We start from the raw sequence: 14,651 nt of genomic DNA on the forward strand, positions 1-14,651 counted from the left end.
GCGTCAGTCTCGCAGCGATGTTTGCACACCAGGAGCGGAATTGACGTCTGCCACGTGAACGGAAGCTCACCTACTGGCGACGAGAGAGCGTTGCCGGCCGGGGTCGGTGGCCGCGGCGGCGACCCCGTAGCGCAGAATCCCCATCCGTGGGCCGGCCTGGTGGCGGTGAATCGACGGAGCCACGTCAACTGCCGTTGGCGTCGGCCGGCGCGCGTTGGCTCATCGCCGCGGCCGTCCTCGGTTCGGGGATTGCGCTCCTGGACGGGACCGTGGTCAACGTTGCGCTGCCCACCATCGGCCGGGACCTTGGTGGGGGTCTGACCGGCCAACAATGGGTCCTCGATGGCTACCTGTTGACGCTGAGCGCCCTGCTCCTCTCCGGAGGCGCCGCGGGCGACCGGTACGGCCGGCGAAGGGTGTTTCTTGCAGGACTGGCGGTTTTCAGCGCGGCGTCGCTCGGCTGCGGTTTGGCACCGACGATCGGATGGCTGATCGGTGCTCGGCTGGTGCAGGGTGTCGGCGCGGCGGCGTTGGTCCCGGGCAGCCTTGCCCTGATCGACGCCGGCATCTCCGACGACGACCGCGGCCGTGCCGTCGGTCTCTGGGCGGGCATGTCCGGTGTGACGACGGCGCTGGGTCCGTTCATCGGCGGCTGGCTGGTCGACGCGGCGTCGTGGCGCTGGGTTTTCCTGTTGAACCTTCCGCTGGCCGTCGCGGTGGCATGGATAGCTATGCGGCACATCTCGGAATCTCGCGATCAAATCGCACGGGGCGGCCCCGACATCCTCGGGGCTGCCGCCGTCACGGTCGGGCTGGCGGGAGTGATCTTCTCCCTGATCGAGACCCCTTCGCGCGGTTGGACATTCGTGACAGTCACCGCCGCCTGCGTGGGGCTGGCGGCGTTGTTCGCTTTCCCCTTGATCGAATGGCGCGCACCGTCGCCGCTGTTGCCCCCGAAGCTTTTCCGCTCAAGGCAATTCACCGGCGCCAACCTCACGACCTTGGCCGTGTACACGGCGATCGGCGGGGCGTTGTTCCTGTTGACGCTGCAGCTGCAACAAAGCCTGCACTACTCTGCCCTCGCGGCCGGGCTGGCGACGCTGCCGATGACGGCCATCATGATGATCGGCTCCCCGTTGGCCGGTGCGTTGGGTCAGCGCACCGGCCCCAGGCTGCCCATGACGGTCGGTCCGTTGGTCGCTGCGGGCGGTGTGGCGTTGATGGCGCGTATCGTGCCCGGGGCGACTTACCTGGCTGCAGTCCTGCCCGCGGTGGTTCTCTTCAGCGTCGGCCTGGCGATCACTGTGGCGCCTCTGACTTCAGCCGTTCTTTCCGCTGTTCCTGATGCGTATGCCGGAACCGCTTCGGGTGTCAACAACGCGGTTTCGAGGATCGCGGGCCTTCTCGCAATCGCCGTGTTGCCGGTCGCCGCCGGGATCGACGCGGCCCCCGGGACGCCCCTCGGCCCCGGCTTCTCGCTCGCGATGATCATCATCGCAGTCGTATGTATGGTCGGCGGCGGTGTCGCGCTGCTGACGATTCGCGCCGGCGCCGAGTTCGCGCATCAATTGGTGCCGGGCATCAACCACGCCTGCCAAGACCCATGCACCCGGCGGCCGGGCAACCGCGCGCCGGACGCCGTGTAGTTCTGCGACACGAGCGCAAGGACTCGTGGTTGCCACAGCGGACGAGCCGGGCAGTCAGTGCGCGCCGGTCAGATTCAGCGTCACCACCCCCGCGATGATCAGCCCGACACCGAGAACCTTCGTCACGGATATCGACGAGCCCAGGAACAGCACGGCGATCAGCACGATCAGGGCGGTACCGATCGCGGACCACAACGCGTAGGCGACGTCGGTCTGCATACCGCGCGAAATCGACACCGCCAGCAGCGCGAAGGAGACGGCATAACCGATCAGGCACACCACGGTCGGCCACAGTCGGCTGAAGCCGTCGGTGCTCTTGAGCAGGCTGGTCGCTATCACCTCCGCGAAAATGGCGCCGAGGAGAAAGAGATAGGTCAAAACGCCTCCTTGCATACCCGGGTACACGTACGTATTTACATGACAGGGAGCAATGGACGTCGTCTCCCGCTCGCCAACGAAGGGTTGCGCCGTATGACGCTTGCCGGGCATCCGCTGGAGCTCGATGTCAGCGAGGTGATCGGGGAACGCGCGGCACTGGCCGCGACGTACTATCCCGCCCGCGGTGACGAGCCGGCCCCCGCCGTGCTGGTCTGCCTGCCGGGCGGTACCTACAGCCGCCAATACTGGGACCTCGACATCCCCGGCCACCACGGGTACAGCTTCGCCGGCTTCGCCACCGAGAACGGTTACGCCGTCGTGACGATCGATCCCTTAGGCACCGGCGAAAGCTCGCGGCCCGCAGGCGATTTCGACTTCCGCGATATCGCCGCGACGCTGGCGTGTGCCGTTTCCGCCCTGCCGGACACGATCGGCCTCCACGCGCCGCCGATCGCCGTGGCGCATTCGCTGGGCGGGTATCTGGCCATCACCCAGCAAGCGCTGTTTCCCGGTTATGCCGGGCTGGCGGTGCTGGGCTGCACCAACCAACACGTCGCGCCACTGAACCTCGATGCCGCGATCATCGCGCGCTGCGCCACCCCGCAAGGCCGCACCGAGCTGGCCGCCGAAATCCTGTCCGCCCTTTCGCAACCGTATTTCGAGGGGCCACGCGAGCACCTGCAGAGCTGGTTCCACCTCGCCGACGTGCCCGCCGACGTCGTCGCGGCCGACTCGGTCACCGCCAAGTCGGTCGTGCCCCGGGTGTTCGGCACGGCGATGATCCCCGGCGTCGTCGCCGAGCACGCGGCGCGGATCGACGTTCCGGTGCTCGTCGGTTACGGCGCGGTCGACGTCTCGCCGGATCCGCGCGCCGAGGCCGGCCTGTACCGGAGCAGCCCCGACATCACCACGATCGTGCTGGCCGACAGCGCGCACTGCCACAACATGGCATCGAGCCGGCATCGGCTGTGGCGTCGCCTGCTCGCCTGGGCCGCCACCGTAACCTTGCCAGCGTGATGAATGGGCTCGACCAGAGACTCGCCCGCTACGCCCCCGCCGTGCTCAGCCTGTTTCGCTGCGTCTACGGTTTGCTCTTCGCCGCATACGGGTCGAGAAGCCTCTTTGACTGGCCCGTCCGCTCACCCGTTCATATCGGGCTCGGCGTCTGGCCGGAGTGGTACGCCGGGGTGATCGAAGTCGTCGCGGGTCTGCTCATCGCCAGCGGGTTGTTCACCCGCGCCGTCGCGTTCGTCGCCTCGGGGGAGATGGCGGTCGCCTACTTCTTGATCCATCAACCTAAGGCCCTGTGGCCTGTTGGCGATCCGCCCGCGGGCAATGGCGGAGCTTTGGCGATCATGTTCTGCTTCGCCTTCTTCCTGCTGGTCTTCTCCGGCGGCGGCGCCTACTCGCTCGATGCCCTACGCCGAAAGGCGCGCAGCTGAGGCTTCCCCTCGTCCGGCGATAATGGCATTCTCTGATACGGAGAAGCTGTTTCCAACGACGGATGGGTTCGGAGAGGTTGACGATGAGCGCACAACGCTGCGACGGGATGGTGGCTCTCGTCACCGGAAGTAGCCGGGGCCTGGGCAAGGCGATCGCCGTGCGGCTGGCTTCGGAAGGCGCGACGGTGGCGTTGACCGCCCGCACGATGGACCCCGATCCGAAGTACCAGGGATCGCTGAGCCAGACGCGCGACGAGATCGTCGCCGGGGGTGGGAAAGCCATTGCGGTCCAAGCGGATCTGTCTCAATCCGAACACCGGGAGCGGCTTTTCGCCGAAGTGACCGACGCCGTCGGCGCGCCCGACATCCTGGTCAACAACGCCGCGGTGACGTTTTTGCGGCCGCTCGACGGGTTTCCCGAGCGGCGCGCCCGGCTGATGATGGAGATGCACGTGCTGGGGCCCTTGCATCTGTGTCAGCTGGCGATACCCGCGATGCGTGAGCGTGGACGCGGCTGGATCTTGAACGTGACCTCGGTGGGCGGCGACCTGCCGCCCGGGCCGCCGTTCTCGGAGTTCGACCGGACCGCCGGCTTCGGCATCTACGGCTCGGTCAAGGCCGCGCTCAATCGGTTGACGAAAAGCCTTGCGGCCGAACTCTACGACGACGGCATCGCGGTCAACGCCGCCGCACCGTCCAATCCGGTGGCCACGCCCGGCGCCGGCACCCTCGATCTGGCCAAGACCGACACCGAGGACATCGCGCTGATCACCGAGACGGCGTTCCGGCTCTGTACGGGTGATCCGAAGACCCTGACCGGGCGCATCGCACACACCCAGCCATTCCTCGCCGAGGTCGGCTGGACCGCGCCGGCGGGCTGAATGGCCGAGCTCGACCCCACCGAGCTGCGCCGGCGACTCGACCGCGCGGGCGTCACCGATGTCGCCCCGCTGGCCGGGGGAGCCTCCAGTCTGACCTTCGCGGGAACCAGGGACGGCCAACGCGTGGTGATCAAGGTCGCCCCGCCGGGCGTCGAACCGGTCGCGCATCGCGACGTGCTACGCCAGGCCCGCATCATCAAAGCGCTTGCCGCGACCAGTGTTCCGGTGCCGACGGTGCTGTGGGAGGACGCGGGGGACCCGCCCGCCACACCACCGCTGTATGTGATGTCGCATATCGAAGGCGATTGCGTGGAGCCGTTATTCGACGATTGCCCACCGGTGTCCCATCTGGGCGATCGGTACCGAAATGCGTGCCGCACCATGGCCGCTCTGCACAGCCTCGCGCCAACCGACCTCGGGCTGAGCGATGAGCCGGTGGTCGACCCGGTCGCCGAAGTCCACCGGTGGTCCGACACGCTGGGGACGGTCGACCCGGCGCTGGTGCCGGACTGGCCGAGAGTGCGCGACACGCTGCTGGATTGCGCGCCGAGCGCGATGGCGCCCCGCGTGGTGCACGGCGACTTCCGGCTCGGCAACCTGCTCGCGGCCGGATCGCGGGTCAACGCCGTCATCGACTGGGAGATCTGGTCGATAGGCGACCCGCGCATCGATGCGGGCTGGTTTTTGATCAACTGCGACCCGGACACGTACCGGCGGGTTAGCGCTCCCGACGGCATGGTGCCACCGATCGCCGAGCTCGCCGAGCTGTACGGGTCTGAGTTGGGTTGCGAAGTAAGCGATTTGGGGTGGTTCAGCGCGCTGGCGTGCTTCAAGTCGGCGGCGACCTGGTCGCTGATCGTCAAACACAATCGCCGGCGGGCCGCGCCGCGAGCCGAATTGGAAGCCATGGCAGCGGTTTTGCCGAGACTGCTCGACCGTGCCCGGTCGGCGCTGACTTAGCGTCGGGGGATACGCCCTACTGGCTTACTGGCAGCGGACTAGTAGATTTTCGCAGATCATTCCGACGTCACCCGTGTCGTTCACGGGTTGGCCCTCATTGGACGGGTTGGTCCAGGTGGTCGGGAACGGGCTCCATACGTCGTCGATCCCCGGCGGTTGGGGGCGCGGATCGACGTTCGGGTCCGCGTGCGCGATGCCGGCGCCGCTCGCCAGGGCGATGGCCGCCGTCGCGCAGAGCAGCAGTCCGCGGGCGCGCGTGCGAAGCTTCATCGCCGCCTCCTCGGTTTCGGCCGGGATTGTTGGCTTTTCGACAGCCAAGTCTACCTCTGCCCCGATATCGCATAACAGTTACAAACACACAACAACTTCGACCGGGCGGCCAGCAAATTTCGCTACTCGAATTGCCGGGTGCGTACGGTTTCGCCCGTGAGGCCGGTAGCCGTGGTGGTTCGTCGCGCGATGGTGGTTGCCGCCTGCCTGGTGATTTCGTTGCCCACGGCGGCAACGACGGGTGCGGATCCCGATGTTGTTCCTGCCGCCGCGGAAGCGGCGCCGGACGTCGAGGGAGCGATGCCCTCGAATCCTCCGGCAATCCTCCACACCCCCGACGGTTGGACCTTGGGGGTGGGCGCCAGGGACGAGAAGCAGGTTCCGGTGGCGCCGTTGACCACCGCCACGTCGTCGCGTGAGTACCTCGCCAGCGGGATATACGTCGGCTCGCTGGTCGGACCGGGACCGCCTCAAGGTGTCCTCGAGGTGGGGTACGAGATCGGTTGTGGCATCGACATGAGCACCTCCGATGGCGTCACGATCGGGGGCAGCGCCGGCATCACCCCTGGTGTGACGGGACCGGTGACCGGCGTGCCGTTCGACTTGCTGCCGTTGGTCATTTTTCCGACCTCGAGCCTGCTGAATGTGGGGCTCAAGCCCGGCCTGGTGGTCGTGGTGCCGGTGGTCAAGAAACAGTTCAGGGGACCAAATCCCTGGGTGATGGTCAGCGACTTCCACGTCAAGATCGACGGGTGCGTGGGCGAGTCGTTCATCCGGTCTTATGCGGTGCTGAATCGAGTGACCGACGAATCCGACGTGGTGTTGTCCTACGTAGGTGTCACCAAGAAGGTCTGATGGGCTCGCCGCTCAGCCGCGGGGAATGCCCGCCAGTTTGTCGGCGAACTTCGCCTCCGCGGCCGCGCGCAGCCGCAGCAGATGTTCGGAGGGGAACAGATCGGGCGCGGGTTCACGGTCTTTCAGCAACAGCCTGGCCAGCGTGACCTTGTGCACTTCGGTCGGGCCGTCGGCCAGCCCGAGCACGAAAGACTCGACCAGGTATTGCACGAAGGGCATTTCGTGGGTGGTGCCCAGCGACCCGTGCACCTGAAGCGCCCGCGACGACACGTCGTGCAGGACCTTCTGCATCATCGCCTTCACCGCGGAGATGTCGGCCCGCACGGCCTTGTAGTCGTTGAATTGGTCGATCTTCCAAGCCGTTTGAAGGGTCAACAGCCGGAAGGCCTCGATCTCCATCCACGAGTCGGCGACCATCTCCTGCACGAGTTGCTTGTTGGCCAGCGCCTCGCCCTGGGTGTAGCGCGACACCGCGCGCTCGCAGATCATGTCGTAGATCCGGCGCACCAGGCCCACGGTGCGCATCGCGTGGTGAATCCGCCCGCCGCCCAAGCGAGTCTGGGCGACCACGAACGCGCCGCCGCGCGGGCCCAACATGTGATCGGCCGGCACGCGGACGTTTTCGTAGCGGACATAACCCTCGCGGCCACCGCCGGTCGGCTGGTAACCCAGCCCGACGTCGCGCAGCACGTTGATGCCGGGGGTGTCGCCGGGAACGACGAACATCGAGTAGCGCTCATACGGCGGCGCCTCCGGGTCGGTCATCGCCATCACGATGATGAACGACGCCATCGAGGCGAATGACGAAAACCACTTCTCCCCGTTGATGACCCAGTGATCGCCGTCTTGCACCGCGGTGGTGCGAAACACCTTCGGGTCGGCCCCGCCCTGCGGCTCGGTCATCGAGAAACACGAGATGATGCGGTTGTCCAGCAGCGGCTCCAGGTAGCGCTCCTTGAGCTCGGGTGTGCCGTAGTGCGCCAGGATCTCGCTGTTGCCGGAATCGGGCGCCTGCGAGCCGAAGACGATCGGCGCGCATTCCGAGCGGCCCAGGATCTCGTTGAGCAGCGCCAGCTTCACCTGCCCGTAGCCCGGACCGCCCAGGTGCGGGCCCAGGTGGGTCGCCCACAGCCCGCGCTTTTTCACCACCTCCTGCAGCGGCGGGATGAGCGCCTGGCGCACCGGGTCGTTGAGGTCGTGAGATTCCTTGACAATCAAATCGATCGGCTCGCACTCCTCGCGCACGAAGCCGTCGACCCACTGCAGCTGTTCTGCCCACTGCGGGTCGGTGGAGAAGTCCCACGACATCTGTTATCCCTTCTCGCTCTGCGCCACCACGCCGGCGTCTTCCAGCTCGGTGATGGCCTGTGTGTCCATTCCCAGTTCGCCCAGCAGCGCGCGGGTGTGATCGCCCGGCAACGCCGGAGATGCCGGCGCAGCCGGATGGGTCCGGGAAAAGCGCGGCGCCGGTGCGGGTTGCGTGATGCCGTCGAGCTCGATGAACGTCTGCCGCGCGGCGTTGTGCGGATGCCGCGGCGCCTCGGCCAGCGAAAGCACCGGTGTCGCACAGCATCCCGGCGTATCGAGCAGGAGCTCCCACTCGTCGCGGGTCTTCTCCGCGAAGCGCGCGGCCAGCGCGGCCCGGTGGGCGGCCCACGCCGTCGGGTCGCCATCGTCGTGGGGCACATCCACATTCAGCCGGTCGCACAGTTCGGCGTAGAACTTCGGCTCCATGGCGCCCACGGCGATGTGGCCCCCGTCGGCCGTGGCGTAGGCCCCGTAGAAGTGCGCGGCGCCGTCGAGCAGATTGTCCTGACGCCGGTCGCGCCACGTGCCGGCGGCAAGCATGCCGAAATACGGTGCCAGCAGGGCGGCGACGCCGTCGACCATCGCCACGTCGAGGACCTGACCCGCACCCGACTCGCGGGCCTCGAGGATCGCGCTGAGCAATCCGACCGCCAGCAGCATGCCGCCGCCGCCATAGTCGCCGACGAGATTCAGCGGCGGGACCGGTGATTCGGCGGTGCCGATGGCGTGCAGGGCGCCCGTCAGCGCAAGGTAATTGATGTCGTGGCCCGCGTGACCGGCCAGCGGCCCGTCCTGTCCATAGCCGGTCATGCGGGCGTAGACCAGGCGGGGGTTGCGTTCCCGCAGCGCATCCGGACCGATGCCGAGGCGTTCGGCCACCCCGGGCCGGTACACGTCGACGAAGGCGTCGGCGCCTGCGGCCAGCCGATGGACGAGGTCCCGGCCGCGCGGATCCTTGACGTCGGCGGCCAGTGACCGCTGGCTGCGGCGGACGGTGTGGTCGACGGGCAGCGGGCCGTCGACGCCGGCCAGGGCATCGATGCGGATCACGTCGGCGCCCAAGTCTCCCAACAGCATTCCACAAAACGGAGCGGGCCCCAATCCGCCCATCATGATGATGCGCACGCCGCGCAGGGGACCGGTCATGAAGACCACTTCTTGCGGCGATCGGCCGCCTCGTCGGTCGCGTGCGAAATCACCTGATTGCGGTTCTCCAGTTCCATGGCTGAGGCCAGGCTGGTGGCGTCGGTGTTGACCTGAAGGGCGCGCTTGGTCAATTGGGCTCCGAGCGGGGCATGGCTCGCGATCAGCGACGCCAACTCCACCGCGCGGTCGGCCAGCCGGTCCGGCTCGACGACCTCACTGACCAGACCCCGTCGGTCGGCCTCGGTGGCCGACACGGTGCGCCCGGTGAGCATCCAGTCGGCGGCCACGCTGGTACCCACGATGCGCGGCAGGTGATAGCTCATGCCCATCTCGGCGCCCGAGAGCCCGAGCAGGATCGCGGCGTTGCCGAAAGACGCTGCGGCCGAGCAGATTCGGATGTCGGCGGCCAGGCATAGCGCCAGTCCCGCGCCCACGCAGGGGCCGTTGACCGCGGCGATGACGGGCTGCGGCAACGCGTGCACCGCTTCGGCGAGGGCGGCCATCCGCTCCTGAAAACGCATCCGGTCCAGCGCGGGCGCGCTCGCCTCCAGCATGGAGGGGCCGAAGTCGCGCATGTCGATGCCCGCACAGAACCCGCGCCCGGCGCCGGTCAGCACGACCGCGCGCACCGAGCGGTCGATGGTCAAGTCGCGCAAGGCCTGCCGCAATTCGGTTTGCATCGCCTCGTCGATGGCGTTGAGCCGCTGCGGGCGATTGAGCCGCAGGATCACGACCCCGTCGCCGGGCCGGTCGAGCTCCAGGGTGTCCGGCATGGTCACACCCGCTCGATGATCGTCGCCGTGCCCATCCCGCCGCCGGTGCACATGGTCACCAGTCCCGTTGTCAGATCCCGGCGTTCGAGCTCGTCGAGCACGGTGCCGATCAGCATCGCGCCGGTGGCGCCGATGGGGTGCCCGAGCGCGATCGCGCCGCCGTTGACGTTGACCAGCTCGGGGTCGATGTCGAGATCGCGCATAGTCTTGAGCGGGACCGCGGCGAAGGCCTCGTTGATCTCCCAGAGATCGATGTCGGCGACGGTCATTCCGGCGCGCTCGAGGCAGCGCTGAGCCGCGGGTCCGGGCGCGGTGAGCATGATGACCGGTTCGCTGCCGATGGCGGCGGTGGCGCGGATCTGCGCTCGCGGCGTCACCCGATGGGTGTGCATCCAGTTCGAGGAGGCCAGCGCCACCGCGGCGGCGCCGTCGACGACCCCGGAGGAATTGCCCGCATGATGCACGTGATCGATGCGGTCGATGCCCGGATAGCGCTGCAGGCAGATCTCGTCGAACGTGCGCTGCTCACCGTCGGCACACGCGGCGCCCATCACGGCGAAGGCCGGCTTGAGGCGGGCCAGCGACTCGGTGGTGGTGCCCGCGCGGGGATGCTCGTCACGCTCGATGCAACCGTTTGGCGTCGGCACGTCGACCAGCGAACGCGCGAAGCGCCCCTGCTCGATGGCCGCGGCGGCGCGGCTCTGGCTCTGCGCGGCGTAGGCGTCGACGGTCTCGCGGCTGAATCCCTCGAGGGTGGCGATGAGGTCGGCCGAAATACCTTGCGGGACGGTCGGGTACAGCGCGCGAAGGTCCGGGTTGTTGCCGTCGATGGTCGGGACGCCGGCCGTGACGTCCCAGCGCGACATCGACTCGACGCCGCCGGCGATCACCAGATCCTCGCTGCCCGCGGCGATGCCGGCGGCCGCAACGGTCACCGCCTGCTGGCCCGATCCGCAGAATCGGCTCAGCGTCATCCCGGGGACGGTCTCGGGCCAGCCGGCCAGCAGCACCGACAGGCGGGCGATGTCGTCGCCGTGGTCTCCGCTGAGGATGCCGTTGCCGGCGATCACGTCGTCGATGTCGGCCGGCTCGAAGCCGACCCGCTCCGCCAGCGCGGTGAGGCACCGGGCGAGCAGGGCTTGCGGGTGCACGCCGTGCAGTCCGCCGTCGGGGCGGCCACGCCCGCGGGGCGTGCGGACAGCGTCGAGAATCCAGGCGTCGATGATGGACTCCGATCGTCGTGGGTCGGGCATTACCGGGGTCGGGTTGGACCGGCACAGGTCACCCGCGATCGTAATCTGTCTCTCGACTGCGGAGAACTACCTTCTCCAATATGGCGAAGCTGTTCTCGCTTGGCGGTGAGGACGGCGCCGGGTTGCGCTGCTCTGGTCACACCCGCCCCGTCAGCCCCCGCTGGGGGCGCTGCTCTGGTCACTCGACACTGTCCTGCCGGGGCGTGCGGGGAGTGCGCTGCGCGACCGGAGCGGCCGATGTGGCGCAATCCTGCGGCGCGTCACGGTGCCGAGCGTTATCACCAATTCCCCCTCGCCGCAGGTACACAGCGCGCCCGGTGCATAACGGGACGTTGAGCGGGTAGCCCGGCGCCATGACCAAGATCGGATACTTTCTCACCTGCGAGCAATTCGGCCCGAAGGAACTCATCGACCAGGCCAAGCGCGCGGAGGACGCCGGATTCGAGGCGCTGTGGATCTCGGACCACTATCACCCCTGGAACGACGAGCAGGGCCAGAGCCCGTTCGTGTGGGGAGTGATCGGTGCGCTGTCGGAGGCGACGTCGCTGCCGGTCAGTACCGCCGTCACCTGCCCGACCGTCAGGATCCACCCGGCGATCATCGCGCAGGCGTCGGCCACCGCGGCCGTGCAACTCGACGGACGCTTCGTGCTCGGGGTCGGCAGCGGCGAGGCCCTCAACGAACACATTCTGGGCGATCCCTGGCCGTCCGCCGCGGTGCGCCTCGAGATGCTGGAGGAGTCGATCGAGGTCATTCGCAAGCTGCACAAGGGTGGTGAGGTGAGCCACCACGGCAAGCATTACGAGGTGCAGGAGGCGCAGGTCTACACCCGGCCGCAGCAACCGGTGCCGATCTATGTGTCCGCGTTCGGCCCGCAGGCCGTTGAGCTGGCGGCCCGCATGGGCGACGGCTACAGCATCGCCATGCCCGACGGCGACCTGGTCAAGCAATTCCGGCAGGCCGGCGGCGGCGACAAACCGGTGCAGGGCGGTACGAAGGTGTGCTGGGACTCCGACGCCGACGCCGCCCTGAAGACCGCACACCGGTTGTGGGCCAACGAGGGCTTACCGGGCCAGACGTCGCAAATCCTGCCGCGGCCCAAGGATTTCGCGGCACTGCAGTCGCTGGTGCCGCCGGAGACGGTGGGCGAAAGCGTCGCGTGCGGCCCGGATCCGGAAAAGCACATCGCGCAGGTCCGCAAGTACATCGAGGCCGACGTCGACGAGATCTACGTGCAGCAGATCGGCCCCGACATGGACGGGTTCTTCGCGGCGTGGGAGCAGGGCGTGCTGCCGGAGGTGCGCGCCTAGGTATCAACCCTCGAAATCGGTGCTGCTGGTGAGCTCTTCCCATTTTTGGATCTCGGCGGCTCGCGCGTCCGCTCTATAGCGGTAGGCGGCCAGCGCATCGGGCCCGAGCAACAAAAACGCCGGCGGGTCAGGCGATTCGACGGCCGCGATGATGGCGTTGCCGGCCTTGGCGGGGTCGCCGGGCTGATTGCCATGCATGGTGTCGTTTTCCTTGCGGCGCTGCCCCGCGGTGGCGGCGTAGTCATCGATGACGGTGGCCGACTGGACCAGCGAGCGGCCGGCGAAGTCGGTGCGGAAAGCGCCCGGTTCGACGATGGTCACCGAAATGCCCAGCGGGACAAGCTCACCGCGAAGGGCTCCGCTGATGCCCTCGATCGCTGCCTTGGCGGCCGAGTAGTAGCCGGACCCCACCGGTGTCAGCTGGGCGCCGATGGAGGAGATGTTGACGATGGCGCCGCTGCGCCGCGCCCGCATCCCGGGCAGTACCTCCTTGATCATGGCGACGGTGCCGAAGAAATGCGTCTCGAACAGCGCGCGGACGTCGGCGTCGTCGCCCTCCTCGACCGCGGCGCGATACCCGTAGCCGGCGTTGTTGACCAGCACGTCGATCTGGCCGAACCGCTCGACCGCCCGCCGCACGGCCGAGGCGACCTGCGCGTGGTCGGTGACATCCAGGGCGGCGGTGAGCACCCGCTCGGGTGCCGACTCGACAAGGTCGGCGACCGCGGCGGCGTCCCGCGCGGTGACGACGGCATTGTGGCCGGCGCCGATGACGGCCTCGGCGAGCGCGCGACCGAGCCCGGTCGAGCAGCCGGTGATGAGCCACGTGGACATGATCGTTTCCCTTCGCCTCAGTCGGTCAGGGCCCGGCCCACAATCAATGGGTCGGGTTCACCAACCACCTCATCGTCCTTGTCGTCGTAGTCGACCTTGGAAAGCAGGTACCGCATAGCGTTGATCCGGGCCCGCTTCTTGTCGTTGCTCCGGACCACGATCCACGGAGCATCGTCGGTGTCGGTCGCCTCGAACATCCTTTCCTTCGCCGTGGTGTACTCATCCCATTTGTCCACCGACGCCATGTCCATCGGCGAGAACTTCCACTGCCGCACGGGGTCGACCAACCGGATGGCAAACCGGGTGCGCTGCTCGGCCGGTGACACCGAAAACCAGAACTTGGTCAGGCTGATCCCGTTGTCGACCAGCATCTGCTCGAAAAGCGGTGCCTGGTCCATGAATTCGGCGTACTGCTCCGGAGTGCAGAATCCCATCACCTTCTCCACCCCGGCGCGGTTGTACCACGAACGATCGAACAGCACCATCTCGCCGCCGGACGGTAGGTGGCTGATGTAGCGCTGGAAATACCACTGGGTTTTCTCTTGCTCAGTCGGCTTCTCCAGCGCCACCACCCGTGCGCTGCGTGGGTTGAGATGCTCCATGAACCGCTGGATGGTCCCGCCCTTGCCGGCCGCGTCGCGCCCCTCGAACACGATCACGTGTCTGCCGCCGGTGCGCTTGCAGTGCTTCTGCAATTTCAGCAGTTCGATTTGGAGCCGTCGCTTGAGCCGCTCGTAATCGTCGCGCGACATCCGATGGTCGTAGGGGTACCGCTCGCGCCACGTCTCGATGTGTTTGCCCTCGCGGTCGAGCAGGACCGGGTCGTCGTCATCGCGGTCGTCCACGGTGTACCCGTGTTCGGGGGTCGACAGAGTGTCCAGATCGATTTCGGTCATAGTTCGACGCTATCGGCCTTGTCGACCCCTCACCCGCCGAAGGCCGGGCCGTCGAATCGATCTCGAGTGATGAACTCGGCGACCGGCCGGCGGCGCAGTTTGGTCAGCTGTCGCACCGGCTTTCCGAGCGGCACGACGGCGGCCACCGCGTGCCGATCGGGAATGCCGAGCAATTGGCGGACGTGTTCTTCGGCCGCGATCGCCATCGTCGTGATGGTTCCCCCGTAGCCCTCGCTGCGCGCGGCGAGCAAGATGTTCCAGATCAGCGGGTAGACCGAGGCCCCACCGGCGATACCGACGCGGTTCAGATTCTGGTCGATGGCGGCGACGACGGCGAGGTCCACCGAAACCACCAGGACGACAGGCGCTTTGGCGATCGGGGCCACGAACGTGTCGGGGATCTCGGTCGCGTCGATGACGTCTTGCGGCACACCGCTGGGATGAACTGAATTCCAGGGGTTTTCAGCCGCCTGCAACTGGGCGAAGTAACGGCGAGCGGCGGGCTTGCCGAGCTCGGCCAGCCGGCGGCGGACCGTTTCGTCGCGCACCACGGTGACATGGGCGCCCTGCCTGTTGCCGCCGCTGGGAGCGAACCGGGCATTGTCGAAGATGCGATCCAGCACCTCATCGGGCAACGGATCGTCGGTGAATTCCCGTGCCGCGAAAGTTGTTCGCATCACGTCGTATAGCTGCATGGCA

16 protein-coding genes are annotated in these 14,651 nt (G+C 67.6%); 7 read left to right on the plus strand and 9 right to left on the minus strand.

Annotated elements, in window-relative coordinates; all coding sequences use genetic code 11:
* Window positions 1-146: 146 nt before the first annotated feature.
* The gene (locus A5732_RS04935; RefSeq protein WP_253189006.1) at window positions 147-1,646 is read left to right on the plus strand and encodes an MFS transporter; all 1,500 of its coding nucleotides are present in this window, start codon (window positions 147-149) and stop codon (window positions 1,644-1,646) included.
* Window positions 1,647-1,700: 54 nt separating this feature from the next.
* On the opposite strand, the gene A5732_RS04940 is transcribed toward A5732_RS04935, so the two are convergent.
* Window positions 1,701-2,024: a DMT family transporter gene (locus A5732_RS04940; protein ID WP_076051517.1), complete on the minus strand. Its 324-nt coding sequence runs from the start codon at window positions 2,022-2,024 to the stop codon at window positions 1,701-1,703.
* A gap of 93 nt (window positions 2,025-2,117) precedes the next feature.
* On the opposite strand from A5732_RS04940, the gene A5732_RS04945 reads away from it, so the two are divergent.
* The 4 genes from A5732_RS04945 to A5732_RS04960 all read left to right on the plus strand — a co-directional run bounded on the left by A5732_RS04945 (window position 2,118) and on the right by A5732_RS04960 (window position 5,307).
* The gene (locus A5732_RS04945; protein WP_142256558.1) at window positions 2,118-3,041 is read left to right on the plus strand and encodes an alpha/beta hydrolase; all 924 of its coding nucleotides are present in this window, start codon (window positions 2,118-2,120) and stop codon (window positions 3,039-3,041) included.
* On the plus strand, window positions 3,041-3,466 hold the full coding sequence (locus A5732_RS04950; protein ID WP_076101255.1) for a DoxX family protein: 426 nt from the start codon (window positions 3,041-3,043) through the stop codon (window positions 3,464-3,466). The genes A5732_RS04945 and A5732_RS04950 overlap by 1 nt, the downstream gene beginning before the upstream one ends.
* 83 nt (window positions 3,467-3,549) lie before the next feature.
* Window positions 3,550-4,347, plus strand: coding sequence for an SDR family NAD(P)-dependent oxidoreductase (locus A5732_RS04955; protein WP_076101106.1), 798 nt, complete (start codon window positions 3,550-3,552; stop codon window positions 4,345-4,347).
* The gene (locus tag A5732_RS04960; RefSeq protein WP_076101109.1) at window positions 4,348-5,307 is read left to right on the plus strand and encodes a phosphotransferase family protein; all 960 of its coding nucleotides are present in this window, start codon (window positions 4,348-4,350) and stop codon (window positions 5,305-5,307) included.
* 24 nt (window positions 5,308-5,331) lie between these two features.
* On the opposite strand, the gene A5732_RS04965 is transcribed toward A5732_RS04960, so the two are convergent.
* On the minus strand, window positions 5,332-5,577 hold the full coding sequence (locus tag A5732_RS04965) for a hypothetical protein (RefSeq protein WP_076051515.1): 246 nt from the start codon (window positions 5,575-5,577) through the stop codon (window positions 5,332-5,334).
* 171 nt (window positions 5,578-5,748) lie between these two features.
* Between A5732_RS04965 and A5732_RS04970 the strand changes: the two genes are divergently transcribed.
* A complete protein-coding gene (locus A5732_RS04970) occupies window positions 5,749-6,432 on the plus strand; it encodes an MspA family porin (RefSeq protein WP_081388640.1) in 684 nt (227 codons plus the stop codon).
* Between the two features lie 12 nt (window positions 6,433-6,444).
* Here A5732_RS04970 and A5732_RS04975 read toward each other — a convergent pair whose 3' ends face one another.
* The 4 genes from A5732_RS04975 to A5732_RS04990 are packed head-to-tail and all read right to left on the minus strand — an operon-like array spanning window position 6,445 to window position 10,912.
* Window positions 6,445-7,740, minus strand: a complete 1,296-nt coding sequence (locus A5732_RS04975) for an acyl-CoA dehydrogenase family protein (RefSeq protein ID WP_076101112.1) — start codon at window positions 7,738-7,740, stop codon at window positions 6,445-6,447.
* Window positions 7,741-7,743: 3 nt separating this feature from the next.
* Window positions 7,744-8,886: a CaiB/BaiF CoA transferase family protein gene (locus A5732_RS04980; protein ID WP_076101114.1), complete on the minus strand. Its 1,143-nt coding sequence runs from the start codon at window positions 8,884-8,886 to the stop codon at window positions 7,744-7,746.
* Complete coding sequence (locus A5732_RS04985) at window positions 8,883-9,665, minus strand: enoyl-CoA hydratase/isomerase family protein (protein ID WP_170879958.1); 783 nt, start codon at window positions 9,663-9,665, stop codon at window positions 8,883-8,885. Before A5732_RS04985 ends, A5732_RS04980 begins: the two co-directional genes overlap by 4 nt.
* The gene (locus tag A5732_RS04990; RefSeq protein ID WP_076101116.1) at window positions 9,662-10,912 is read right to left on the minus strand and encodes an acetyl-CoA C-acetyltransferase; all 1,251 of its coding nucleotides are present in this window, start codon (window positions 10,910-10,912) and stop codon (window positions 9,662-9,664) included. Before A5732_RS04990 ends, A5732_RS04985 begins: the two co-directional genes overlap by 4 nt.
* A 353-nt stretch (window positions 10,913-11,265) precedes the next feature.
* Between A5732_RS04990 and A5732_RS04995 the strand changes: the two genes are divergently transcribed.
* On the plus strand, window positions 11,266-12,222 hold the full coding sequence (locus A5732_RS04995; protein ID WP_076101119.1) for an LLM class F420-dependent oxidoreductase: 957 nt from the start codon (window positions 11,266-11,268) through the stop codon (window positions 12,220-12,222).
* 3 nt (window positions 12,223-12,225) lie between these two features.
* Here A5732_RS04995 and A5732_RS05000 read toward each other — a convergent pair whose 3' ends face one another.
* From A5732_RS05000 to A5732_RS05010, 3 genes are read right to left on the minus strand one after another with little or no spacing between them, the layout of a single operon-like run.
* Window positions 12,226-13,056, minus strand: a complete 831-nt coding sequence (locus tag A5732_RS05000; protein ID WP_076101121.1) for an oxidoreductase — start codon at window positions 13,054-13,056, stop codon at window positions 12,226-12,228.
* Window positions 13,057-13,073: 17 nt separating this feature from the next.
* Entirely contained in the window at window positions 13,074-13,952 is an 879-nt protein-coding gene (ppk2, locus tag A5732_RS05005; RefSeq protein WP_076051491.1) for a polyphosphate kinase 2, read from the minus strand.
* A 29-nt stretch (window positions 13,953-13,981) separates the two neighbouring features.
* On the minus strand, window positions 13,982-14,647 hold the full coding sequence (locus A5732_RS05010) for a nitroreductase family protein (RefSeq protein WP_171974962.1): 666 nt from the start codon (window positions 14,645-14,647) through the stop codon (window positions 13,982-13,984).
* Window positions 14,648-14,651: the final 4 nt, after the last annotated feature.

Origin of the sequence: Mycobacterium colombiense (assembly GCF_001953985.1) — a bacterium.
Lineage (GTDB): Bacteria > Actinomycetota > Actinomycetes > Mycobacteriales > Mycobacteriaceae > Mycobacterium > Mycobacterium colombiense_B.